We start from the raw sequence: 21,840 nt of genomic DNA, 5'->3' as shown, positions 1-21,840 counted from the left end.
CCACAAAAGTCACAAAAGTTTCTAAGTAGATAATTAGAATCTTTTAAGATCAAAAAAGCATATCGTAATATTTATTTACGAAGGTTTCGTGCCCTTGATGATACAGATTTTTTACATTAAAATTTACTAATATGCCTTTGGGTTTTTTCATTAAATTAATATAATTTAAAACTTGAGCACGATGGATTTCATTCAGTTCTGAAACTGCTTTTAATTCAACTACAATTAAATCTTCCACTAAAAAGTCACAAAAGAAATCACAGTCAATTTCTTTTCCCTTATAAACGATAGGTACTTTAAATTCAGATTTAAAGTTAATATTTCTTAATTTCAATTCCTCTTCCAAGCATTTATGATAAACACTTTCAAGCAAACCAGCACCCAAAATTTTATGAACTTCAATACAAGCTCCATTGATTTTGTATGTCAAATCTGTTAAGTATGATTGAGTTATCATTTATTTGCTATTTTACAAATTAGTATAAAGTTTTATGAACTTTACCAAGAAATTATCAAGCTTTAAATGTCAAAAAAACTTTTGTGACTTTTGTGGTTGAGATTTAATTATTTAGCAGGAATAATTTTTCCGGCAACTTCACCAAAACCTACTCTCACGCCGTCTTTTTCAGCCCAAGCTTTCATAGTAATGGTATCGTTATCATCGATGAATTTTCTTTCTTGCCCGTTGCTTAGCTGAATTGGGTTTTGTCCTCTCCATGTTAATTCAAGCATAGAGCCGAAAGATTTTGGATCGCTTCCTGAAATAGTTCCACTTGCGTATAGATCACCAACTTCTACGTTACAACCATTTACCGTGTGATGAGCCAATTGCTGAGCCATATTCCAGTACATGTGTTTGTAGTTGCTTTCAGAAATTAGGTTTTCTTCACCGTTTTCAGGTTGTAAATAAACTTCTAAATTGATATCGTAATTTTTGTCGCCTTCAAATTTTAAATAATCCAAAACTTCAGGATCTTGTGTAGGAGAAGCAGTTTTGAACGGTTCTAAAGCTTCCAAAGTTACAACCCATGGAGAAACTGATGAACCGAAGTTTTTCGCCAAAAATGGTCCTAACGGAACGTATTCCCAAGATTGAATATCTCTTGCAGACCAGTCATTGAAAACAACCATTCCGAAAATAGCGTCTTCGGCATCTTTTGTAGAGATGCTTTCTCCCATTTCGGTATTTTTATTGACAATAAATGCCATTTCCAATTCAAAATCCAATTGCTTGCAAGGTCCGAAAACCGGTTTGTCTGCATCTGCAGGTTTCATCTGACCTTTCGGACGGTTGATTTCTGTTCCCGAAACTACAATTGAGGAAGCTCTTCCGTGGTAACCTACCGGTAAATGTTTCCAGTTTGGAAGTAGTGCATTTGCAGGATCTCTGAACATTTTCCCAACGTTGGTTGCATGCTCGATGCTGCTATAAAAATCTGTGTAATTTGGAATGTGAACAGGCATCATCATTTTCACCTGATCTACATCATAAAATGCTTCTTCAATGGTTTTTTCATCTTTAGACAAAATAGAACCTTCAAGCAATAATTCCTGTATTTTAAGACGTACGGCGTTGGTTACAGGTTTTCCAAGTTCGATAAATTCATTTAAAGTGTATGCTTCAAAAATATTGTCATCAAGACCTTCAATATCTTCAAAATAACCAAGATCATACAAGGTTGCAAGATCTATGATCTGATCTCCGATTCTTGTACAACATCCTATGAATTCTTTATTGAAAACAGTTACTCCGAAAGGTATATTGTGGATTGAAAAGTCTGAATTTGATGAATATTCTACAAATGATTTCATAATTTTTGTAATTTAATTTAGATTAGAATAAAATCAATACTGATTTTACTTTTTAGCTTTAATCTTCGCTTTAGAAAAGGATTCTTCGTCAATCCATCTATCTTTGTTGTTGACATCGATAAGGTATAAAATATTATCCTGTCTTGTCAATAACAGTGTTTTGGTAACGGGAATCGGAACTTTTTTGTTTTCAAGCAAATCGGCTCTCAGTGAAATGATATTTTTTCTGCTTCTTACGATGTCTCCGGAAAATACATTAGAAGTGCTTTCGCCAGTGGCTTTATCGTCAAATATTTCGACATACGTTGCTTTCTGGCCTTTTATCACAATGAAATTTCTTTCTGTGTGATCGGGCAAGTCTTTAATCAAAACAAATTTTTTATCGTCAATATTAACAGCGCTTAAATTTTGATTAATGCCTTTTCTTTCCTCAAGCTTGGTGAGAATAGCATCTAAGGTTCCGTATTGTGCGTGTGCAAAAAAACTTGTTCCAATGAGGAGCAATCCGCTGAAAAATTTGATCATAATACTGTGTTTTATAAAAAAGTTTTGTCAAGATCTGCATCCTGACAAAACTCTGTATTTATTATTTTAGATTAAAGATTTCCTCTTTTTTCCTGCTCTCTTTCTAATGCTTCGAACAATGCTTTGAAGTTACCTGCACCAAAACTTTGTGCACCGTGTCTTTCAATGATTTCGAAGAATAGAGTAGGACGGTCTTCTACAGGTTTTGTGAAGATCTGAAGTAAGTAACCTTCTTCGTCGTGGTCAATAAGAATTCCTAAATCCTGAAGTTTTTTAAGATCTTCGTCAATGTGACCAACTCTTTCAGGAACCATGTCGTAGTAAGCTTCCGGTGGAGCAGAAAGGAATTCTACACCACGTTTTTTCAACTCAGTTACTGTGTGGATGATGTCTTTTGTAGCAACCGCAATATGCTGTACACCTTCACCTTCGTAGAAATCTAAATATTCTTCTACCTGAGATTTCTTTTTACCTTCTGCAGGCTCGTTGATCGGGAATTTTGCGTAACCGTTTCCGTTTGACATTACTTTAGACATCAAAGCAGAATATTCTGTGTTGATTTGTTTGTCGTCAAAAGAAAGAATGTTTACAAATCCCATTACTTTTTCGTACCATTCTACAGTAGGAATCATTCTGTCCCAGTCTACGTTTCCTACACAGTGGTCAACATATAATAAGCCAGCTTCTTCCGGTTGGTAAGCACTTTCCCATTTTTCGTAACCAGGCATGAAAGGACCAGTATAATTTTTTCTTTCGATAAACATGTGAACAGTTTCTCCGTACGTGTAAATTCCGGACATTCTTACTTCACCGTGTTCGTCAGTTAATGTTGTAGGCTCTAAATATGGTTTTCCTCCTCTTTTAGTAGTTTCTTCAAAAGCAGAATAAGCATCATCTACCCAAAGTGCCAAAATTTTAACACCATCACCGTGTTTTTTTACATGTTCATTGATTGGAGAGTCAGATTTTAAACCTGTAGTAAGAATTAATCTGATTTTTCCCTGTTGCAGAACATAAGATGCACGATCTCTTACTCCGGTTTCAGGCCCTGCATAAGCAACAGACTGAAAGCCAAATGCTGTTTTATAGTAGTGAGCCGCCTGCTTAGCGTTTCCTACATAAAATTCGATGTAATCTGTACCATTAATTGGTAAAAAATTCTCAGCTTGAGCAATTTTTTCGGCAAATGTAAGTGTTGACATATTTTCTATTTTTACTTTTATTTAATGGCTTGCAAATTACAAAATTCCTGTAAATAATTAAAAACAAAATCGTTATGTAATCGATTGTCTTATTTTTAACGTAAACTAAAGTTTGTTTAAGTATAGATAAGTTTATTGTTATTTTATTATTTATTCTACATTTGTTAAAGATACAAGATGTAGAAAATAAAATTATTTCAAAGTAAGAAAGTCGTAATTATTTACGGCTTTCGATTTTTATTTATTTAATCTTCCTGCATCTGGGTTATAATTATCCCATATTTTCCATACATTATCTATTTTGCGGATAAAATAAATTTGCGTGTTGAGCTGGTTTACAAAATGTTCTTCTCCGGTTTCCCCCACTTTGAAGAGAAGATTCCAGAATTCATGGGTTTCAAGAATCTTTTTGTCGGGCTCGTCTGTTATGATGTTTACATCGAATACTTCAAAATTTGAACGATTGTTTTTAGTGACAAGCTCAAACTGTCTTTCACAAAGCTCTTTACTGAAGGCTGAAGCTCTCTCAAGAAATGGAGAATTATCAAATACCAACTCTTTGAATAAGTCTAATTTCAATGTTGGGAAGTTTTTATACAAATCGAAAACTGCCGCACAATACCGATAGACAATATCCACTGAAAAGACACTGCTGTTTACTTTTTCTTCAAGTATTTGATGTTCTTTAATATCATGAATGTATGAGTTAAGATCTTTAAAGCCTAAAAAAATGCATATTTTATCAAGTGTTTTTAAAAAACGCAAATCATTATGTGTTTTATCCTGATAATCGCTTTCAAAAAAACGCTGTAAAGTAATGTGCGAAATGGTATTTCCTAACTCAAATAGTTTATCGTTTTTGAGTTCTTCAGATGATGCTAATTCTTCTTTAATGATTTCTGAAAGAATAATATAATGGCTCCTTTTCCATTCAACTACCGTTCCTAAAATTGAATCTTGAATTTTTGGGTGCTTTGCAACTTTTTCTTTTATAGAATTATAGATCGTCTTCATTTGTGTACTATTTATATATAACAAAAGTTTTTGGCAAAACGATTGCCAAAAACTTCATGGTTATTTTACATAAATGTAAGAACTTTTTTAATTTAAAAGCTATATTTTTTATTTTTTTTAATGCTTAAACCTCTCATAAGCTGCTCTTTCCAGCATTTCTCGGTCATCGGGATGTGCAATGCTGATTAATTCCTGAGCTCTCTGACGAAGATTTTTTCCATACAGATAAGCTGTTCCGTATTCTGTTACTACCCAATGGATATGACCTCTGGTTGTAACAACTCCGGCTCCTTGTTTTAAGAAAGGTACAATTCTGGAAACACCTCTTTTCGTTCTTGAAGTAATAGCGATAATAGGTTTTCCGTCTTCGCTTAATGCAGCTCCCCTCATGAAATCCATTTGTCCGCCAATTCCGCTGTACTGCGTAGTTCCGATAGAATCTGCACAAACCTGACCTGTAAGATCAATCTCAATTGCAGAATTGATGGCAACCATTTTTTTATTTCTCATAATGTTAATCGGGAAATTTACCGTACTTACATCGTCGAAAGAAAATACCGTATTATCATCTACATAATCGTATAATTTTCTTGTTCCGAAACAGAAACTTGTAATGGTTTTATTATCATTATAACCTTTGTATTTATTATTAATGACATCATTTTGAATCAGGTCAATCACGCCGTCACTTAACATTTCGGTATGAACACCAAGATCTTTGTGATTACCTAAACATTTTAAAACTGCATCGGGAATTGTTCCGATTCCCATTTGAAGGGTAGATTTATCATCAATCAATTCAGCAACATTTTTACCTACCAACATTTCGTCAGGACCTACTTTTGCACCGTAATCAACAGTTGGGAGTTCTTCCTCGTGCCAAACCAGTTTATGAATTCTGCTGATGTGAATCATTCCGTCGCCGTGCGTTCTCGGCATCAAAGGATTTACTACAGCAACGATTGTTTGAGCGGTATCTACTGCAGCTCTTGCAACGTCTACAGAAGTTCCTAATGTACAAAAACCATGTTTGTCGGGCGGGGAAACTGTAATAAAAGCTACATCAAGCGGTAAAATATTTTTTCTGAAAAGAATTGGGATTTCACTTAAAAAAACAGGAACAAAATCTCCTCTGTCTGAATTCACCGCATCACGAACCGGCGTTGAAACAAATAGTGAGTTGACGAAAAACTTGTCTTTATATTCAGGTTTGGCAATTTCTACATTTCCCTGTTGAGTAATAGAAACCATTTCGATGTTATCCAGTCGGTGCGACTGTCTTGCCAATTCGTCAATTAAATGATTCGGAGTACATGCACTTCCATGAAAAAACACACGGTTTCCGCTTTTTACAGTATATACAGCTTCTTCTGCACTAATATAATTGTACATTTTCTAAAATTTTATAGATAATATTCTACATCTTCTTTGATTCTTTAAAGATACTTCATATTGTTTTTATAAGCCAGAAATATGAGAAAATATTTGTCATGTTTTGGTGAAAGCTGGTTAAAAATAAAGGACTGAATGTATAAATTCAGTCCTCAATTTTTTTTATAACAAGTTTAGAGCTAAAAGCTAATTGCCAAAAACTGTATTATTCCTGTGAACGATCTTCCAAAGTATGGTCTTCGTTTTCCAGCCAAGAAGTTTTGTAAGACGGGTCTTCTACTTTCATCGCTTCTTCCGTAATTTTCAAAGGACGGAAAGGGTCTACCATAACTGCGTATTCTTCAGTGAATTTTTTACCGATACTTCTTTCCATAGCTCCTGGATGAGGTCCGTGAACAATACCTCCCGGATGAAGGGTGAAATCCATTAAATCGATATGATTACGGCTCATGAAATCACCTTCTGTATAAAATAAAACTTCGTCAGAATCGATATTCGAGTGATTGTACGGCGCAGGAATTGCCATCGGATGGTAATCATACATTCTTGCACAGAACGAACAAACCACAAAATTATGTCCCTCAAAATTCTGGTGAACTGGCGGCGGTTGGTGTACTCTTCCTGTAATCGGTTCGAAGTTTTTGATATTAAATTTATAAGGATAAAAATAACCGTCCCAACCTACAACATCAAATGGATGCGTTGCGTAAATGAAATCGGTAATTTGGTTTTCCTTTTTTACTTTAATTAAAAACTCTCCTTTTTCGTCTTTAGGTTCAACAAAAGTAGGAGCGATGATGTCTCTTTCGCAGAATGGGGAATGCTCCAAAAGTTGCCCAAATTCGTTTCTGTATCTTTTTGGAGTGTAAATCGGTGAGTGACTTTCCAACACAAAGAAAACAGTATCTTCAGAATGTAATTCAACCTGATAAATCGTTCCTCTCGGGATAATAAGATAATCGCCAAACGAAAATTCAAGATTTCCTACAAAAGTTTTCAAAGTTCCGCTTCCGTTATGAACGTATAAAAGCTCATCACATTCAGCATTTTTGTAGAAATAATCCATTGATTTTCTTGGTTTTGCCAATCCCATTTTCAGGTCATTGTTTACCAAAAGAAACTTTCGGCTATCCATAAAATCGTCTTCAGGAGTTACATTCATTCCTTTAAACATTCTTGGAGTTACGTTTTTGTCTACAGCAATTTTCGGAGCTACATCTTTCGGTTCGCCAATCGATTTGATTTGAGTAGGGCGATGAACGTGATACAGCAAAGAAGAAATTCCATGAAAACCTTCCGTTCCGAAAAGCTGCTCATAATAGAATTTATCTTCAGGAGATTTGAAAATTGTATGCCTTTTTTGAGGGATATTTCCCGACTGATGGTATCTCATTTTTACTTTTATATCTAGAATTTCAAATTTAATATTTTTTAATGAATTGAAATTTAAAAACAAATTTTATTTAAGTTTTGTTGATCTAAAAATAAATGTTAGTTTTGTCTAACAATTTTATTTCATGAAGCGAATATTGTTTTCTGCAGTTTTTTTATCGCCATTTTGTTTTGCTCAGCAGGCAGACAGTTTAGATTTAAATAAAACTCAAAAAGCCGATGCTGTTAAAATTTCTGAGAAGAAAGAAATTAAAACAAAAGATATCGATGATGTTGTCATTACCGGAACCATAAAGCCAATTAGCAAGTCAAAAAGCCCGGTTGCTGTGGAAATTTACAGTCAGAAATTTTTCCAGAAAAATCCGACGCCTAATGTTTTTGAAGCGATTGCAATGGTAAATGGTGTAAAACCTCAGTTGAATTGTTCAGTTTGTAATACGGGAGATATTCACATCAACGGTTTGGAAGGACCTTATACCATGATTTTGATTGACGGAATGCCGATTGTGAGTTCACTTTCTACAGTCTACGGTTTGAGCGGAATTCCGAATAGTTTGATTGACAGAATTGAAGTGGTAAAAGGTCCGGCTTCGTCACTTTATGGCTCTGAAGCAATGGGTGGAGTCATCAATATTATTACTAAAAATGCTTTGACAGCTCCGAAATTAAGTGTTGATTTAATGACAACAGGCTGGGCTGAAAATAATGTCGATTTGTCTACGAAATTTAATATGTCTGAAAAAATAGCTTCACTTTTAAGTTTAAATTATTTTAATTCGACCAAAAGATTCGACCAAAATAAAGACAATTTCACCGATGCAGCGTTACAAAATAGAATTTCAATTTTCAATAAATGGAATTTCAAAAGAAAAGAAAATCGACATGCGAGTTTTGCGTTAAGGTATTTGTATGAAGACCGTTTTGGAGGAGAAATGCAGTGGAATAAGTCGTATCGTGGAAGTGATGAGGTTTACGGCGAAAGCATTTATACCAACCGGGTAGAAGCTTTTGGAGCCTATCAATGGCCAATGAAAGAAAATATTGTGACGCAGTTTTCTTACAATTTTCATGACCAGAATTCTTTTTACGGAACCAATCCTTTTGAGGCGACTCAAAAAGTTGCTTTTGCACAAACGTATTGGGATAAAAAACTGGGAAATCATGATTTGATTTTAGGAGTAACTTTCAAAAGAACTTTTTATGATGACAACACGCCTGGAACTTTATCCAGCGATGGATTGACAAACGAGCCGATGAAATCACCAATTTTAGGAGCTTTTATTCAGGATCAGTGGGAGATTAATGATAAAAATACTTTGTTGTTGGGTTACCGATTTGATTATGATAAAATACATCACGCTGTACATTCACCGCGTTTTGCTTGGAAATTTTCGCCCAATCCTTATCATACTTTGCGCTTCAATTTTGGAACAGGTTTCAGAGTTGTGAATTTATTTACGGAAGACCATGCTGCTTTGACGGGCTCTCGAGATGTTGTCATTCAGTCTGATTTAAAACCGGAAAAGTCAGTTAACGTAAACCTGAATTATGTCTGGAAAATTCCTGTGGGTGACAAGCTGATCAATTTGGATGCTTCAGCGTTTTATACTTATTTCAGCAATAAAATTGTCGGCGATTTTGATACGGATCCTGAGAAAATTATTTATGATAACCTTAATGGTTACGGAATTTCAAGAGGTGCTTCAATGAACGTTGATTATAGTTTTAATTTTCCGTTAAGTATAAATCTTGGTGTCACCTATTTGGATGTTTACCAAAAATTTGATGGCGAAACTGAAAAATCCCAACAACTTCATGCCCCGAAATGGAGTGGAACTTATAGCTTGACTTATAAATTCAAAAGTAATTTGACGATTGATTTTACAGGGCAATTTTACGGACCGATGCGATTGCCGGTTTTACCGAATGATTACCGACCGGAATATTCTCCGTTTTATAATCTTGCGAATATTCAGGTTTCGAAAAGTTTCAAATCCGGATTTGAAGTGTATTGCGGAATAAAAAATCTGTTCAATTTCACCCCAAAAAATCCTTTGATGCGACCGTTTGACCCATTTGATAAAAATGTTGATGACCCAATCTCTAATCCGAATCGTTATACTTTTGATACAACTTACGGATATGCGCCAATGCAGAAAATAAGAGGTTTTTTAGGCGTGAAATATATTTTAAAGTAAGATTGATTTGTATATGTTTTTAACGCAAAGATTTATTTTTTAGATATAAATATTTAAGGTGCAAAGTATAATCAATAAATTGATTTAAGCGAATGTTTTTCAAGCTTTATCAGCGACTTGTCGCAATCTTTGCTTCTTTAAAAATTGTATCGATTGATTAATCTTTGCGTTAAAATAAATTAAATATTAATAATTAGCAATTTGATAAAGTGAAAAGTTTAATATTTTTATTTTTAATGTTGGTGCCGATTTTTTGTCTTTCACAGATGAAAACCGGCACTTTTTCGGATTGGGAAATTCAGCAACAAAAAGAAGCAAAACCTACGATAATTCATATTTATACCGATCGGTGCGCCATCTGCAAGATTGAATCTTTTCAATTAAATAAAGATAAAGAATTGGTTGAAATGATCAATGAGGATTTTTATCTCATCAATTTTGAAGCTGAAAAAACAAAAGAAAAAATTATTTTTCAAGGGAAAGAATTCAATTATTTACCCAATGGGAATTCCGGAATTCATGAACTGGCTTTGGCTTTATCTAAAAATAAAAACCAACCTGTTTACCCATTGTGGATTATTTTAAATGAAAACCAGGAGTTGGTGTATTATCATGAAGGGCAATTTAAACCTGAAAAAATGAAGAAAAAATTAAATGAAATTGCAAATCTTTAAACACGAACTTTGTCATTCCGCAGAAATCTCAACATACTACTAAGCTTAGATTCTTTCAGAATGACAAACATTATGTTATTTAGAAGTAGAAAATTTATTTTAACAAAACCACAACAATCCCCAAAATTGCAGGCAAAGCCTGAACGAAAAATATGTTTTTCGTTGCTGAAATGGCACCATAAATTCCAGCAACAGCGACACAACTCAAGAAAAATAAAGCAATGTTGGTTTGCCATTTTTCATCTTCTATAAAAAAAGACCAGATCAATCCTGCGGCTAAAAAACCATTGTATAAACCTTGATTGGCGGCCAAACCTTTTGTGGGTTTAAACATTTCGGCGGGTAAAGCAGCTTTGAAAACTTCTTTTCCTTTGGTTTCCCATGCAAACATTTCCATCCATAGAATGTAAAGGTGTTCTAGAGCGACAACTGCGATTAAGATTTTGGCAACGATTTCCATGATTTATTGTTTGTTATTGTAAAACTAAAAAAATAAAGTTAAGTTTGGTTATACAATTTCAAAAATGGAAACTTTCAAAGCGCATTTAGATAAATTTATTACTATCAGTGACGAAGAATTTGCTTCTGTATTTTCTTTTTTCGAGGTTTTAAAAGTGAAAAAGAAAGAAAATCTGATGCTTGAAGGAGATATTTGTAAATTCAAATATTTCGTTCTTGAAGGTTGTCTGAGAAAGTTTTTCGTGAATGAAAAAGGGGTGGAACAAACCACAGAATTTGCCATCGAAAACTGGTGGATTTCCGACACTTTTGCTTTTGAAAAACAGGAAAAAACAGATTTTAATATTCAGTCTGTTGAACATTCTATGATTTTAGTGATTGATTTCCATTCTCAGGAATTGTTGCTTCAAAAACATCCGGTGATGGAACGTTATTTCAGAATGGTTTACCAAACCGCTTATGCAGCTGCCGAAAAAAGAATCCGCTACATTTATGAAATGACAAAGGAAGAATATTATGTGCATTTTAGTACTCTGTATCCTTGGTTTATTCAAAGAATTCCGCAATATTTATTGGCTTCTTTTTTAGGTTTTACACCGGAATATTTAAGTGAAATAAGAGCGAAATTACGTTCTTAAACCAGTTTAAGATTTTTGCGATTCTTAATTCGCAACTTTGTCCTGTTCATAAAAACAAACGCAATGACAGGCAAAGATTTTATATTTCCACAGTTATTTTTAAGATTGGCAATTTCGGTGACAATGCTTTCTGCAGTGGCAGACAGATTTGGTTTTTGGGGTGACAACTCAGCTTGGGGAAACTGGGGAAACTTTGAAAAGTACACTCGACAATTAACGTTTTTTCTTCCCGAAACTCTAAGTACATTTTCAGCTTACACGGCTACTTTTTTAGAAATACTTTTTCCTTTGATGCTGATTTTAGGTTTCAAAACAAAAATCGCAGCTTACGGAGCCGGAATTTTATTGCTTGTTTTCGCTTTATCAATGAGCATTGCTTTAGGAATAAAAGCACCTTTAGATTATTCGGTTTGGGTAGGAAGCGCAGCGGCTTTTTTATTGGCAACACAAAAAGAATTTTATTTTTCAATAGATACATTAACTAAAAAATCATAAATACTATGAGTGCAAGAATTAATATGGCAACGGTAGATACTGCCGCTTACAAAGCAATGATGGGATTGGAAGGTTATCTTCAAACCATTTCTTTAAACCATATTCAGAAAGAATTGATCAAGATCAGAGCGTCGCAAATCAACGGATGTGCTTTTTGTCTGGATATGCATACAAAAGATGCAATGAAATACGGCGAAACACCACAAAGAATTTATCTTTTAAATGCATGGAGAGAGGCGTTGGAGCTTTATACGGAAGAGGAACAGGTGCTTTTAGCAATGACGGAAGAAATTACTTTGATCAGCCAAAAAGGTCTGACAGAAGAAACGTATTATAAGGCTAAACAATTGTTTGATGAAGGTCAAATTGCTCAAATTATCATGGCAATTGTTACCATAAATGCCTGGAACAGAATTGCAATTTCTACACATTTGCCAATTGCAAAGTAGATTTTAAATCGATTAAATTATTAACGAAGATCGCTTCCCAATTATTGAGAAGCGATTTTTTTGTTATTACTAAGAACGAAAAAAACCAAGTAATCTTTTATGAATTTTAGATTGCTTCATTTTGCTTGCAATGACAAATGTTATGTTGATTAAAGTTGAGATAGCTCAGAATTAATAAAATTCAATTCCTCCTGAGATAGATCGAATGACATTCCTTTTGCATTTTCAATGGCCTGTTGAGCGTTTCTTGCTCCTGCTAAAACTACTGAAATTGCGGGTTGTAAAGTTGTCCAACGCAAAACTAATTGAGAAAGAGTAGCTCCTTTGTCTTGTGCGATAGGTTCTATTTTTTCTAAGAATTTTTTTACGTTATCTAAATCGAACTGTGAGAAATATCCGTTTCTGTGATCGCTTTCTTTTAATTGATCTTCTTTGAAATATTTTCCGGTTAAAAGACCTCTTTCCATTGGACTGTAAACGATTATTCCCGAATTATTTTCTAAAGAATAGGGAACTAAATCATTTTCAATTGCCCGATTCAGCATGCTGTAAGAAACCTGATTGCTTGCTAATTTTAATGTTTTATTGGCTTCTTCCATTTGCTCAACAGAATAATTGCTAACACCTGCAGTGCGAATTTTTCCTTGTTGAATAAGCAATTCCATTGCTTCCATCGTTTCATTAATTGGAGTTGTAGAATCTGGCCAATGCAATTGTAAAAGGTCGATGTAATCTGTTCCCAATCTTTTTAAGCTTTCCTCAACTTCTTTGATAATGTTTTCTTTTGAAGCAAATTTATATACAGGAATTATTTTGCCATCATCATTTGCATCAAAGAAAAATTCACCTTTTCCATTATTACTTCCGTCCCAAACCAATCCGAATTTTGTTAACAACTGAATTTTCGAACGGTCTTTTCCTTTGATAGCTTCACCTATCATTTCCTCACTCAATCCGAAACCATAAAAAGGTGCGGTGTCAATGGAAGTCACACCATGATCTAGAGAAGCATGAATTGATTTGATGGAATCTTGTTTTTCATTTCCACCCCACATATTTCCACCGATGGCAAACGCTCCGTGAGTGATCACTGAAAGTTCTAGATCTGTGTTTCCTAATTTTCTATATTGCATTTTCTTGTCTTAATTTTTTAAGTTGATTTAACCACAAAAATTTTCCATTTCGTTTGTCATTCCGTAGGAATCTCAGCAGAATCAATTTGATCTTAAGAGTTTAGATTCCTACGGAATGACAAAAGGACGGTCAAATAATTATGTATTATTTATTTAATTCCTTTAAAATAGCGTCACCCACACTTTTTGCAGACTGAGGGTTTTGTCCTGTAATTACTCTTTGGTCTGTCACAACATGATTTTCCCAAAGTCCAGATTTTTCAAATTTCGCACCTCTTTCTTTCAGTTTATCTTCCAAAAGGAAAGGAACTACGTTTGTTAATTTTACTTCAGCTTCCTCTTCATTGGTAAAAGCGTTGATTTTTTTGCCATCAACCAAATACTTTCCGTTATCCAGTTTAATATTCACCAAACCAGCTGGACCGTGACAAACTGCAGCTACAATTCCTCCGTTTTCATAAATTTTTGAAGCAATTTTTGATAATTCTGTATTGTCCGCAAAATCCCACATTGCGCCGTGACCTCCTGCATAAAAAATGGTGGAATAATCATTTGGATTTATTTGCGAAGGCTGTAAAGATTGATCGATTTTACTTTTGTCTTTACTTTCCCAAAACTCTTTGTTGACAGGATCTTTTAAATCAAATCCGTCAACAGGCGGAGTTCCGCCTTTCGGACTTACAAAATCAATTTCGTAACCGGCTTTGTGAAGAACTACCCAAGGATGCGAAACTTCACCAAGATAATATCCGGTTTCTTCGCCTGTGGCACCTTTTTTGTCATGACTGGTCACGACAAATAGAATTTTCTTTTCCATATTTTTAGATTTTTTGGTTTGTGATTGTACGAATCCTACTGTAAATAATGCAAGAATTAGTAATGCTAATTTTTTCATATTTAAACAATTTCAGTTAAATAAATCTGAGGTTTTTCCTGCAGTTTTTCATCAACCAAACCTCCAAAAGCTTTAATGTAAGGTTGCTCATTATGCTGTTTCAATCCTTCTTCACTTTTCCAAATTTCGTAGAAAACAAAATGATTTTTATCTTCAATTCCTTGATGAAGGGTGTACAATTCGTTGGCTTCTTCTTTCAGAGTTTCTGTTACCATATTTTGAAGAACTTCCAAAACTTCTGTTCTGTGCTCTTCTTTTGCTTTTATTATTGCGGTAAGATAGATTTTCATTACACTAATTGTGGTTTTAATTCTTTTTCAAAAACGTTTGTAAGATGTTCTCTGTATAATTTCATATCGCGCTCGATATTTGCATTTTTCTCTACATCGTGGAAGTGGAAACTTTCCATTTTTTCTAAAGAAACAAAGGCATTCATTCTGTGAAAACCAAATAATGGTCCATTGTCTACACTTGTTTCGTTGAAAAATTCTCCGGGAAGCGTGAAGGCTGTTTCCGGCGCATTCCAGCTTGTGGTTACCATATATTTTCTTCCGCCCAACATTCCTCCGGTTCCGTAGTTGATTTTTGGGTTTTCAGAAGTTCTGCCGTCACTCATGTAAATTCCTTTTGCATGCCCGGCTGTGAAAACTTCATCGATGTATTTTTTCAAACCATTCGGCAACTGAAACCACCAAATCGGAGTGTGATAAATGATATAATCTGCCCAGACAAATTTTTCTACTTCTTCGTTTTTATTGTAATTGTCGCTTACATTGCTGATTTGCACTTCTACATTTTCGAATTTTTTTAAAACTTCCAATGTGTTTTCTGCAATAGTCTGATTATATTTTCCTCCTGAATGTCCGAAGTTTTGTCCACCGTTGATGATTAATACTTTTTTCATTTTGTATGATTGTTTAAATTTTACTCTGCAAAGTTATATCGGGATTTTATATAATTAAAATAATATAATTTATACCTTTGTATTATAATTCTGATGGGTTAGAAGTTAGAAGTTAGAAGTTAGAAGTTAGAAGTTAGAAGTTAGAAGTTAGAAGTTAGAAGTTAGGAATGATGGATGGGTAAGGTTCACAAGCGAAGCGAATTGACTTTTCACAATTAACTTTTCACAATTGAAAAAATAAAATTATGGTAAATCTCGAATGGTACCGCACTTTTAAAGCGATTTATAAAACCGGAACGTTAACCGGAGCTGCAGATTCTTTATTTATTTCTCAACCCGGAGTAAGTTTGCATTTGGGTTCGCTTGAAGCTTATGTTGGATACAAATTATTTGACAGAACCGGAAGAAAAATGATTCCGACTGAAAGAGGAAAGGTTTTGTTTAATGCAATTTCAGAACCTTTGACAAAACTTGAAGAAGTTGAAAAGAATTTCCAAAAGTCTACCGAAAAACATACACCAACCATCAGTGTCGGAATGTGTTTTGAGACCTTTCAAACCACTTTAGAACAATATGTTTCGACGCTGGATTTTAATTTAATTATCAGTTTTGGTGAGTATCCGGAGATGTTGGACCAGCTGGATAAAGGAATTTTAGATTTAATTATCACTCCCAAAAAAGGAACATCGCCCAATATTCTGCACGAAGCATTTTCTTCGGAACAAATTATTTTGGTAGGCGGAAAAGATATTGATACAGAAAGTTTTGGTGAAGTTTTAAAAACCAAAGATTTTCAAAAAATTGAAGATTGGTTAAAAAACGAAAAATGGTACGGTACAACCGGCGATATGGAACATCTTTTTCAGTTTTGGCTAATGAATTTCGGGCATAAACCTAATTTCAGACCCAATTATATTGTTCCGAACTTAAATTCGATTATCCGTTGTCTGAAAGGCGGAACTGGATTGGCTGTCGTTCCTGATTTTTTATGTAAAAATGAAATTGAAAGTGGTGAAATACAACTGATTTGGGAAGGCGATAAAAAATTGGAAAACACTCTTTACTTTGGCTGCAGAAAAAAGACGATGTATCAATCTGAAATCGACCATATCAAAGGACTTTTCAGACAGGTGATGACTAATGTTGAGGTTTAATTTTTAGTGATTTTTTTTTATTGTAAAGAAATAAAGAATTAGTTTTTTGCACTAAAAAAGTTTGTTTGAGATTGTTTTATTTCAACAAGTTTGATAAAAGCTCACTGCAACTTCTCGCAATGACGATAATAATTCCCCTCCTTTGGAGAGGTGTCAAAAATTTCAAAGAAATTTTTGACGGGGTGGTTCTTTAACTTCAAGATTTTTCACACTATAATCTTTAAAGAATCTAATCTAAATTTTTTAGGTTAAAGATTCGTATAGAGATTCTTAAGGAATGACACACTTTGTATTTATGACAGAATTTGAAAAGAAAGACCGAAAATCTAGCCCAGATTGCAGTGAAAATCCTTTTTTTGAAAAAAAAAGATTGTAACGAAAAGCTGGAAAAGCTCCTGAAAAGTACGGAAGATGAAAGCGGGAATTTTATAGGTTTGAAAATAGATTTCTCCTTTTTCGAAATGACAAACTCGATGTTGAAAAGCTTTGAAAAATAAATTTCATTATCTTTGCAATTCGTAAAACCCCAATAAATACAATGTAGGATACAATTTCTTTCAGATTTAATAAACAATAACGGAAAATGTTATTGCAGTTTAACCTTACTAAAAGAAAGAAATTATGCTTTTTCTACACAATATATCCTTTGGGTTTCCTGCGGGGAATCTGCTTTTTAATTCTATCAATTTAACGATACCTTCTCATTCAAAATCGGCTTTGGTCGGAAGTAACGGCATGGGGAAATCTACCTTGCTGAAAATTATTGCTAACGAAATTGAACCTTTGGCAGGAAATGTCAATATTCAGGGTGATATTTTCTATGTTCCACAAATGTTTGGAAATTTTAATGATTTGACGATTGCGGAATGTTTGAAAATCGATAAAAAACTCAATGCACTTCAAAAAATAACCGATGGCGAAGTGGATGAAATTTATTTTGAAACTTTAAATGACGATTGGGACATCGAAGAACGCTGTCAAAATGCCTTACAATATTGGAAACTTGAAGATGTAAATTTAAACCAAACTTTGGAAAGTTTGAGTGGCGGACAAAAAACAAAGGTTTTTCTTACAGGAATTCAAATCAATCAGCCTGAAATTATTTTATTGGATGAACCTACGAATCATCTTGATTTGGAAGGTCGAAATCTGTTGTATGATTTTATTGAAAAGACGAGTTCAACGGTTGTGATTGTGAGTCATGACCGAACTTTGCTGAATTTAGTTGATACAATTTTTGAATTAAGCAATCAGGGGATTTCAACATACGGAGGTAATTATGATTTTTATGCCGAACAAAAAACAATTGAAAATGAAGCTTTACAAAATGACATTCATTCTAAAGAACGTGCTTTGAAAAAAGCGAAAGAAAAAGAACGCGAAACTTTGGAACGCAAGCAAAAACTCGATGCACGAGGAAAAGGAAAGCAGGAAAAATCGGGTGTTGCAAGAATTATGATGAATACGTTGCGAAATAATGCGGAGAAAAATTCTTCAAAACTGAAGTCTGTTCATGCCGAGAAAATCAATGATATTTCGGGTGATTTGCGGGATTTGCGTTCGTCGGTTAGAAATGCTGACCAAATGAAAGTGAATTTTAATGATTCGAATCTGCATTCGGGAAAAATTTTGATTTCGGTGGAAGCAATTAATTTTAAGTATGACCAAGAAAATCTTTGGAATGAAAATCTCAATCTTGAAATTAGAAGTGGAGACCGAATTTCAATTAAAGGTTCGAATGGCTCAGGAAAAACGAGTTTGATAAAATTATTGTTAGGAGATTTAAAACCTTCTGTCGGAACTATTTCGAGATCCGATTTTCAGACGATTTATATTGATCAGGAGTATTCTTTGATTGATAAAAATGCGACGGTTTATGATTTTTCCCAACAGTTTAACGATAATGCGTTGCAAGAATCTGAAGTGAAAACTTTATTGTCAAGATTTTTATTCGGAAAGGAAACCTGGGACAAAAAATGCGATATTCTGAGTGGCGGAGAACGCTTACGGCTTCTTCTGTGCGGACTTTCAATCAGCAATAAAGCTCCCGATATGATTATTCTCGATGAACCGACGAATAATTTAGACCTTCAAAATGTGGAAATTCTCACGAATTCTATTAAGGATTATCATGGAACTTTGCTGGTGATTTCGCATGATGGGGTGTTTTTGGAGGAGATTGGGGTGAGGAATGAAATTGTTTTGAGTAAAAATATTTCTTTGTAAATTCTAAACCTAACAGGTTTTTAAAACCTGTTAGGTTTGATTTGTGTTTTATTCGTCCAATCTAGATAAAATATCCATTTGCTGATGAAGAATTCTGATGATTTCAATCTCTTCAGTATTCATATTAATTTTATAAAAGATAAAATGCAATTTTACTCTAAAACGAAAATATCCTTTCCTGATTTCATTATAATCTTTTCCTGATTTGGGATTTCCTGATAAATGTTCAATTTCGTTTATTATTAAATCAAAATAATAATCTGCCTGTTCTTTTGACCAAATTTCAGAAGTGTACAACCAAATTTTTTCTAAATCATTTAGAGCTTCTTTACTGATTTTGTATTTCATTACTCAGCAGAATGTTTTTTATGAATGTTTTTCAGAAATTCTTTACGGTCAAAATTCTCAACAAATCCTGATTTCTCACCTTTTTTTAATTCATTAATTAATTCTGTTTTCTTAGATTCTTCATGCTCAAACATTCTCAAAGCTGTTCTCACAACTTCGCTTGCAGAGGAAAATTTCCCAGACTTAATCTGTTGACTAATAAAGTTATCGAAATAATCACCTAATAATATGGATGTGTTTTTTGCCATTGTTTTAAATTTAAATCAAAGATACCAATTTTTGGTATTTATTGCTTTTAATCTATGGAAGTTTTTTTAGGTTTCCAAAAATTGTCAAAAGAAACCATGTGAGATTAGATATTAAAAGTAAAGCTATTGCCCAAGTAAAGCTTGAACCGGTTCTTTCTTTATAATTACCAGTTTCTTCACGAAGAATAATACTATTTTGAGTGCTAAATCCCAAATTTTCTATACCTCTTTTATAATCTTCATCTTCACCAATAGGTATTTTTTTTAGATATCGAGTCTGAAACTTATGCTTGGAAAAATTAATATAAGAAGAGTCGATAAAATTTTTAATTAGTTTTTCTTGTTTTTGTTTATCATCCAAAATTCTGTTACTGAAATTTTCTCTAATTAATAATCCAATCCATAATTTGTTTGACTGGTCAAAGTCTTTATTTTCATTAATAAGAGGAGAAATATAATAACATGATACGGCGATTTCATTACCTCTATTTACGTATGAACGAGAAACAGAAAAACCACTGAGCTTTTTTTCAATTTTAGTACTTTGGATCGAATAATACATTGTAATTGGTTGAGTGAAAATTTCGTCAGGATGGTTAAGATAAGTTATTTTTCCGTTTTCCCGATTAAGATAAAATGAAAAAGTAACCACTGATGCTGTTAACAATATCCATGAAAGGAATAAAATAAATGATTGGTGATTTTCACTAATGATAAGCCGTTTGATTTTTTTTCTTAAATAGAACCAAGTAATTATTCCAGAGCATATTGTTGGAAACCAAAAACCAAAATATTTATCATCAATTTCTAGGTATTTATTTTGTATCCAATAAATCAAAGAACAAATCAAAAAATAGCTTAGTGAAGTGATAATATAGGGAAATATTATAAGTTTAAATTTTTCTTTCATTTATTATGGTGTTGATTTTAGCTTCAATGTTTTTCAAATATAATAAATGTCTATTATCCATTAAAATATATTGTTTCTTTGCTATTTGAATGCTGTTTAAAAATAAATTTGCCCACCCAATTTTTTAAAAGTAATTTTGCATGAATCTAAAATAAAAGTAAAATATGTCAACTTACGTAGTTGTAGGTCTTCAATATGGAGATGAAGGTAAAGGAAAAATAACGGATGTTTTATCGGCAAAATCAGACTATGTGGTGCGTTTCCAAGGGGGCGACAACGCTGGTCACACGGTTTATGTAGGCGATGAAAAGTTTGTTTTGCACCTTCTTCCATCGGGAGTTCTTCAGTGCAAAGGGAAGTGTATCATTGCCAATGGTGTAGTGGTAAATCCTAAATCTTTCATTAAGGAGGTGAATCAGATCGAAAGCAAAAACATGAGAACTGATCACATTTTCATCAGCAGAAGAGCGCATGTTATCATGCCTTACCACATTCTTTTGGATACTTACCGTGAGGAAGAGCACGGAGGAACGCAAATCGGGACTACTAAAAAAGGAATCGGACCTTGCTATGAAGATAAAATCGCAAGAGTTGGGATTAGAATGATCGACCTTTTGAATCCTGAAATCTTAAGAGACAAAATCGAGAAAAACTTAAAAATTAAAAATTCTCTTTTTGAAAAATATTACGGAAAACCGACTTTAGACGTTGAAGAAATCTACAACGAATATTTAGAAATCGGAAAACAGCTTCAAGACAGAATCATTGATACTGAATTAGAATTGAACGAAGCAATCAGAGACGGTAAAAATGTATTGTTTGAAGGAGCACAAGCTTTGATGTTGGATATCGATTTTGGAACCTATCCTTACGTTACTTCATCTTCTCCATCTACAGGAGGAGTTTGTTCAGGAGCAGGAGTTCCGCCAACGTCACTTCAAAACTTAATCGGTGTTGCAAAAGCATACTGTACAAGAGTTGGAAACGGACCTTTCCCATCTGAATTAGACAACGAATTGGGTGAGAAGATCAGACAAATCGGAGGTGAGTTCGGAGCAACTACAGGTAGACCAAGAAGAACAGGTTGGTTAGACCTTGTTTCTTTGAAGCACGCTTGTATGATTAACGGGATCAATAACTTGGTAATTACGAAATTAGACGTTCTTACAGGGATTGAAAACCTTAAAATCGTTACGCATTACAAAACTGAAGACGGAAAGATCATCGATTATTTCACTTCTTCAACAGAGAAATTATACAATTACGAACCAATTTACCAAGATCTTCCAGGTTGGAACGAAGATATCACAAAAGCTAGAAGCTATGACGAACTTCCACAAACCGCTCAGGAATACATCGAGTTTATCGAAAAATATTTAGGGATCAATGTGTATTTGGTTTCTGTAGGCCCTGAAAGAAGTCAGAACATCATCAGAAAAGAATTATTCTAAGGAATATTTTCAAATAATTAGAAGAGACTGTCAATTTTGGCGGTCTCTTTTTTCATGTCATTGCGAGAAGCGAAGCGCCGAAGCAATCTCAAACGCTCATAAATAATGCCTATCATTCAAAGCGAAGCAAAAGCCACAATTTCTATATACTCAAACTCACTCACTCTCAAACCCTCCAACTCAATTTAAGGAGCTATTTCCCGCTGTCCACTATATCTTTTTTGTTTTCCCAAACCTTATTCCCTTTGCCAAAAAACAAAAAAGGATGTCGTTCCCATGGTAAGTTTGTATTAAGAAAGACAGATTTATAAATTAGTTAAA

24 protein-coding genes are annotated in these 21,840 nt (G+C 33.8%); 9 read left to right on the top strand and 15 right to left on the bottom strand.

Translation table 11 applies throughout. The annotated features are described in order from the left end of the window. Positions 1 to 49: 49 nt before the first annotated feature. The 7 genes from OEW74_RS08590 to OEW74_RS08560 form a co-directional block, all read right to left on the bottom strand. On the bottom strand, positions 50 to 457 hold the full coding sequence (locus OEW74_RS08590; protein WP_265428076.1) for a GxxExxY protein: 408 nt from the start codon (positions 455 to 457) through the stop codon (positions 50 to 52). A gap of 107 nt (positions 458 to 564) precedes the next feature. Next, positions 565 to 1,812, bottom strand: coding sequence for a fumarylacetoacetase (fahA, locus tag OEW74_RS08585; RefSeq protein ID WP_265428075.1), 1,248 nt, complete (start codon positions 1,810 to 1,812; stop codon positions 565 to 567). A 45-nt stretch (positions 1,813 to 1,857) separates the two neighbouring features. Then, positions 1,858 to 2,337: a hypothetical protein gene (locus OEW74_RS08580; protein ID WP_265428074.1), complete on the bottom strand. Its 480-nt coding sequence runs from the start codon at positions 2,335 to 2,337 to the stop codon at positions 1,858 to 1,860. A 71-nt stretch (positions 2,338 to 2,408) separates the two neighbouring features. Continuing rightward, positions 2,409 to 3,539: a 4-hydroxyphenylpyruvate dioxygenase gene (gene hppD / locus OEW74_RS08575; protein WP_265428073.1), complete on the bottom strand. Its 1,131-nt coding sequence runs from the start codon at positions 3,537 to 3,539 to the stop codon at positions 2,409 to 2,411. A gap of 237 nt (positions 3,540 to 3,776) precedes the next feature. Further along, a complete protein-coding gene (locus tag OEW74_RS08570; protein ID WP_265428072.1) occupies positions 3,777 to 4,553 on the bottom strand; it encodes a hypothetical protein in 777 nt (258 codons plus the stop codon). A 117-nt stretch (positions 4,554 to 4,670) separates the two neighbouring features. Next, a complete protein-coding gene (locus OEW74_RS08565) occupies positions 4,671 to 5,945 on the bottom strand; it encodes an acetyl-CoA hydrolase/transferase family protein (protein ID WP_265428071.1) in 1,275 nt (424 codons plus the stop codon). Positions 5,946 to 6,150: 205 nt separating this feature from the next. Continuing rightward, positions 6,151 to 7,338: a homogentisate 1,2-dioxygenase gene (locus tag OEW74_RS08560; protein WP_265428070.1), complete on the bottom strand. Its 1,188-nt coding sequence runs from the start codon at positions 7,336 to 7,338 to the stop codon at positions 6,151 to 6,153. Positions 7,339 to 7,462: 124 nt separating this feature from the next. On the opposite strand from OEW74_RS08560, the gene OEW74_RS08555 reads away from it, so the two are divergent. Continuing rightward, positions 7,463 to 9,535, top strand: coding sequence for a TonB-dependent receptor plug domain-containing protein (locus OEW74_RS08555; RefSeq protein WP_265428069.1), 2,073 nt, complete (start codon positions 7,463 to 7,465; stop codon positions 9,533 to 9,535). 266 nt (positions 9,536 to 9,801) lie between these two features. Beyond that, the gene (locus OEW74_RS08550; RefSeq protein WP_265428068.1) at positions 9,802 to 10,209 is read left to right on the top strand and encodes a thiol:disulfide interchange protein; all 408 of its coding nucleotides are present in this window, start codon (positions 9,802 to 9,804) and stop codon (positions 10,207 to 10,209) included. Between the two features lie 94 nt (positions 10,210 to 10,303). Here OEW74_RS08550 and OEW74_RS08545 read toward each other — a convergent pair whose 3' ends face one another. Further along, positions 10,304 to 10,669, bottom strand: coding sequence for a DUF1304 domain-containing protein (locus tag OEW74_RS08545; RefSeq protein ID WP_265428067.1), 366 nt, complete (start codon positions 10,667 to 10,669; stop codon positions 10,304 to 10,306). Between the two features lie 64 nt (positions 10,670 to 10,733). Between OEW74_RS08545 and OEW74_RS08540 the strand changes: the two genes are divergently transcribed. The 3 genes from OEW74_RS08540 to OEW74_RS08530 all read left to right on the top strand — a co-directional run bounded on the left by OEW74_RS08540 (position 10,734) and on the right by OEW74_RS08530 (position 12,250). Beyond that, complete coding sequence (locus tag OEW74_RS08540) at positions 10,734 to 11,306, top strand: Crp/Fnr family transcriptional regulator (protein ID WP_265428066.1); 573 nt, start codon at positions 10,734 to 10,736, stop codon at positions 11,304 to 11,306. A gap of 63 nt (positions 11,307 to 11,369) precedes the next feature. Further along, positions 11,370 to 11,801, top strand: coding sequence for a DoxX family protein (locus OEW74_RS08535; protein WP_265428065.1), 432 nt, complete (start codon positions 11,370 to 11,372; stop codon positions 11,799 to 11,801). Positions 11,802 to 11,806: 5 nt separating this feature from the next. After that, complete coding sequence (locus OEW74_RS08530; protein WP_175621449.1) at positions 11,807 to 12,250, top strand: carboxymuconolactone decarboxylase family protein; 444 nt, start codon at positions 11,807 to 11,809, stop codon at positions 12,248 to 12,250. A 149-nt stretch (positions 12,251 to 12,399) separates the two neighbouring features. Here the strand turns inward: OEW74_RS08530 and OEW74_RS08525 are convergent, their stop codons facing one another. The 4 genes from OEW74_RS08525 to OEW74_RS08510 all read right to left on the bottom strand — a co-directional run bounded on the left by OEW74_RS08525 (position 12,400) and on the right by OEW74_RS08510 (position 15,182). After that, positions 12,400 to 13,383: an aldo/keto reductase gene (locus OEW74_RS08525; RefSeq protein ID WP_265428064.1), complete on the bottom strand. Its 984-nt coding sequence runs from the start codon at positions 13,381 to 13,383 to the stop codon at positions 12,400 to 12,402. Positions 13,384 to 13,528: 145 nt separating this feature from the next. Continuing rightward, on the bottom strand, positions 13,529 to 14,278 hold the full coding sequence (locus tag OEW74_RS08520) for a type 1 glutamine amidotransferase domain-containing protein (RefSeq protein WP_265428063.1): 750 nt from the start codon (positions 14,276 to 14,278) through the stop codon (positions 13,529 to 13,531). A 2-nt stretch (positions 14,279 to 14,280) separates the two neighbouring features. Next, complete coding sequence (locus OEW74_RS08515) at positions 14,281 to 14,568, bottom strand: putative quinol monooxygenase (RefSeq protein WP_265428062.1); 288 nt, start codon at positions 14,566 to 14,568, stop codon at positions 14,281 to 14,283. Continuing rightward, a complete protein-coding gene (locus OEW74_RS08510; protein WP_265428061.1) occupies positions 14,568 to 15,182 on the bottom strand; it encodes an NAD(P)H-dependent oxidoreductase in 615 nt (204 codons plus the stop codon). Before OEW74_RS08510 ends, OEW74_RS08515 begins: the two co-directional genes overlap by 1 nt. A gap of 245 nt (positions 15,183 to 15,427) precedes the next feature. Here OEW74_RS08510 and OEW74_RS08505 point away from each other — a divergent pair, with 245 nt between their 5' ends. The 3 genes from OEW74_RS08505 (at position 15,428) to OEW74_RS08495 (ending at position 18,562) form a co-directional block, all read left to right on the top strand. Further along, complete coding sequence (locus OEW74_RS08505) at positions 15,428 to 16,336, top strand: LysR family transcriptional regulator (protein ID WP_265428060.1); 909 nt, start codon at positions 15,428 to 15,430, stop codon at positions 16,334 to 16,336. A gap of 356 nt (positions 16,337 to 16,692) precedes the next feature. Continuing rightward, on the top strand, positions 16,693 to 16,833 hold the full coding sequence (locus OEW74_RS08500; protein WP_265428059.1) for a hypothetical protein: 141 nt from the start codon (positions 16,693 to 16,695) through the stop codon (positions 16,831 to 16,833). A 124-nt stretch (positions 16,834 to 16,957) separates the two neighbouring features. Beyond that, positions 16,958 to 18,562, top strand: a complete 1,605-nt coding sequence (locus OEW74_RS08495) for an ABC-F family ATP-binding cassette domain-containing protein (protein WP_265428058.1) — start codon at positions 16,958 to 16,960, stop codon at positions 18,560 to 18,562. Between the two features lie 48 nt (positions 18,563 to 18,610). On the opposite strand, the gene OEW74_RS08490 is transcribed toward OEW74_RS08495, so the two are convergent. The 3 genes from OEW74_RS08490 to OEW74_RS08480 are packed head-to-tail and all read right to left on the bottom strand — an operon-like array spanning position 18,611 to position 20,068. Further along, on the bottom strand, positions 18,611 to 18,910 hold the full coding sequence (locus OEW74_RS08490; protein WP_265428057.1) for a type II toxin-antitoxin system RelE/ParE family toxin: 300 nt from the start codon (positions 18,908 to 18,910) through the stop codon (positions 18,611 to 18,613). Continuing rightward, positions 18,910 to 19,158 (bottom strand): type II toxin-antitoxin system ParD family antitoxin, encoded by a 249-nt coding sequence (locus tag OEW74_RS08485; RefSeq protein ID WP_265428056.1) that lies wholly within the window; start codon positions 19,156 to 19,158, stop codon positions 18,910 to 18,912. The genes OEW74_RS08490 and OEW74_RS08485 overlap by 1 nt, the downstream gene beginning before the upstream one ends. A 52-nt stretch (positions 19,159 to 19,210) precedes the next feature. Further along, complete coding sequence (locus tag OEW74_RS08480; RefSeq protein ID WP_265428055.1) at positions 19,211 to 20,068, bottom strand: hypothetical protein; 858 nt, start codon at positions 20,066 to 20,068, stop codon at positions 19,211 to 19,213. A gap of 164 nt (positions 20,069 to 20,232) precedes the next feature. Between OEW74_RS08480 and OEW74_RS08475 the strand changes: the two genes are divergently transcribed. Beyond that, positions 20,233 to 21,519, top strand: a complete 1,287-nt coding sequence (locus OEW74_RS08475) for an adenylosuccinate synthase (protein ID WP_265428054.1) — start codon at positions 20,233 to 20,235, stop codon at positions 21,517 to 21,519. Positions 21,520 to 21,840: the final 321 nt, after the last annotated feature.

The sequence above is a fragment of the Chryseobacterium sp. YIM B08800 genome (assembly GCF_026163565.1).
GTDB lineage: Bacteria > Bacteroidota > Bacteroidia > Flavobacteriales > Weeksellaceae > Chryseobacterium.
Note: the sequence above shows the minus strand (reverse complement) of the source record. Positions and strands in the feature narration are given on the sequence as shown.

Coding starts and splice junctions, on each gene's coding strand:
- OEW74_RS08480 (WP_265428055.1), bottom strand. CDS start 20,068: ATGAAAGAAAAATTTAAACTTATAATATTTCCCTATATTATCACTTCA.
- OEW74_RS08590 (WP_265428076.1), bottom strand. CDS start 457: ATGATAACTCAATCATACTTAACAGATTTGACATACAAAATCAATGGA.
- OEW74_RS08530 (WP_175621449.1), top strand. CDS start 11,807: ATGAGTGCAAGAATTAATATGGCAACGGTAGATACTGCCGCTTACAAA.
- OEW74_RS08495 (WP_265428058.1), top strand. CDS start 16,958: ATGCTTTTTCTACACAATATATCCTTTGGGTTTCCTGCGGGGAATCTG.
- OEW74_RS08565 (WP_265428071.1), bottom strand. CDS start 5,945: ATGTACAATTATATTAGTGCAGAAGAAGCTGTATATACTGTAAAAAGC.
- OEW74_RS08555 (WP_265428069.1), top strand. CDS start 7,463: ATGAAGCGAATATTGTTTTCTGCAGTTTTTTTATCGCCATTTTGTTTT.
- OEW74_RS08540 (WP_265428066.1), top strand. CDS start 10,734: ATGGAAACTTTCAAAGCGCATTTAGATAAATTTATTACTATCAGTGAC.
- OEW74_RS08485 (WP_265428056.1), bottom strand. CDS start 19,158: ATGGCAAAAAACACATCCATATTATTAGGTGATTATTTCGATAACTTT.
- OEW74_RS08510 (WP_265428061.1), bottom strand. CDS start 15,182: ATGAAAAAAGTATTAATCATCAACGGTGGACAAAACTTCGGACATTCA.
- hppD (WP_265428073.1), bottom strand. CDS start 3,539: ATGTCAACACTTACATTTGCCGAAAAAATTGCTCAAGCTGAGAATTTT.
- OEW74_RS08505 (WP_265428060.1), top strand. CDS start 15,428: ATGGTAAATCTCGAATGGTACCGCACTTTTAAAGCGATTTATAAAACC.
- OEW74_RS08550 (WP_265428068.1), top strand. CDS start 9,802: ATGAAAACCGGCACTTTTTCGGATTGGGAAATTCAGCAACAAAAAGAA.
- OEW74_RS08515 (WP_265428062.1), bottom strand. CDS start 14,568: ATGAAAATCTATCTTACCGCAATAATAAAAGCAAAAGAAGAGCACAGA.
- OEW74_RS08580 (WP_265428074.1), bottom strand. CDS start 2,337: ATGATCAAATTTTTCAGCGGATTGCTCCTCATTGGAACAAGTTTTTTT.
- OEW74_RS08525 (WP_265428064.1), bottom strand. CDS start 13,383: ATGCAATATAGAAAATTAGGAAACACAGATCTAGAACTTTCAGTGATC.
- OEW74_RS08570 (WP_265428072.1), bottom strand. CDS start 4,553: ATGAAGACGATCTATAATTCTATAAAAGAAAAAGTTGCAAAGCACCCA.
- OEW74_RS08545 (WP_265428067.1), bottom strand. CDS start 10,669: ATGGAAATCGTTGCCAAAATCTTAATCGCAGTTGTCGCTCTAGAACAC.
- OEW74_RS08475 (WP_265428054.1), top strand. CDS start 20,233: ATGTCAACTTACGTAGTTGTAGGTCTTCAATATGGAGATGAAGGTAAA.
- OEW74_RS08520 (WP_265428063.1), bottom strand. CDS start 14,278: ATGAAAAAATTAGCATTACTAATTCTTGCATTATTTACAGTAGGATTC.
- fahA (WP_265428075.1), bottom strand. CDS start 1,812: ATGAAATCATTTGTAGAATATTCATCAAATTCAGACTTTTCAATCCAC.
- OEW74_RS08560 (WP_265428070.1), bottom strand. CDS start 7,338: ATGAGATACCATCAGTCGGGAAATATCCCTCAAAAAAGGCATACAATT.
- OEW74_RS08490 (WP_265428057.1), bottom strand. CDS start 18,910: ATGAAATACAAAATCAGTAAAGAAGCTCTAAATGATTTAGAAAAAATT.
- OEW74_RS08535 (WP_265428065.1), top strand. CDS start 11,370: ATGACAGGCAAAGATTTTATATTTCCACAGTTATTTTTAAGATTGGCA.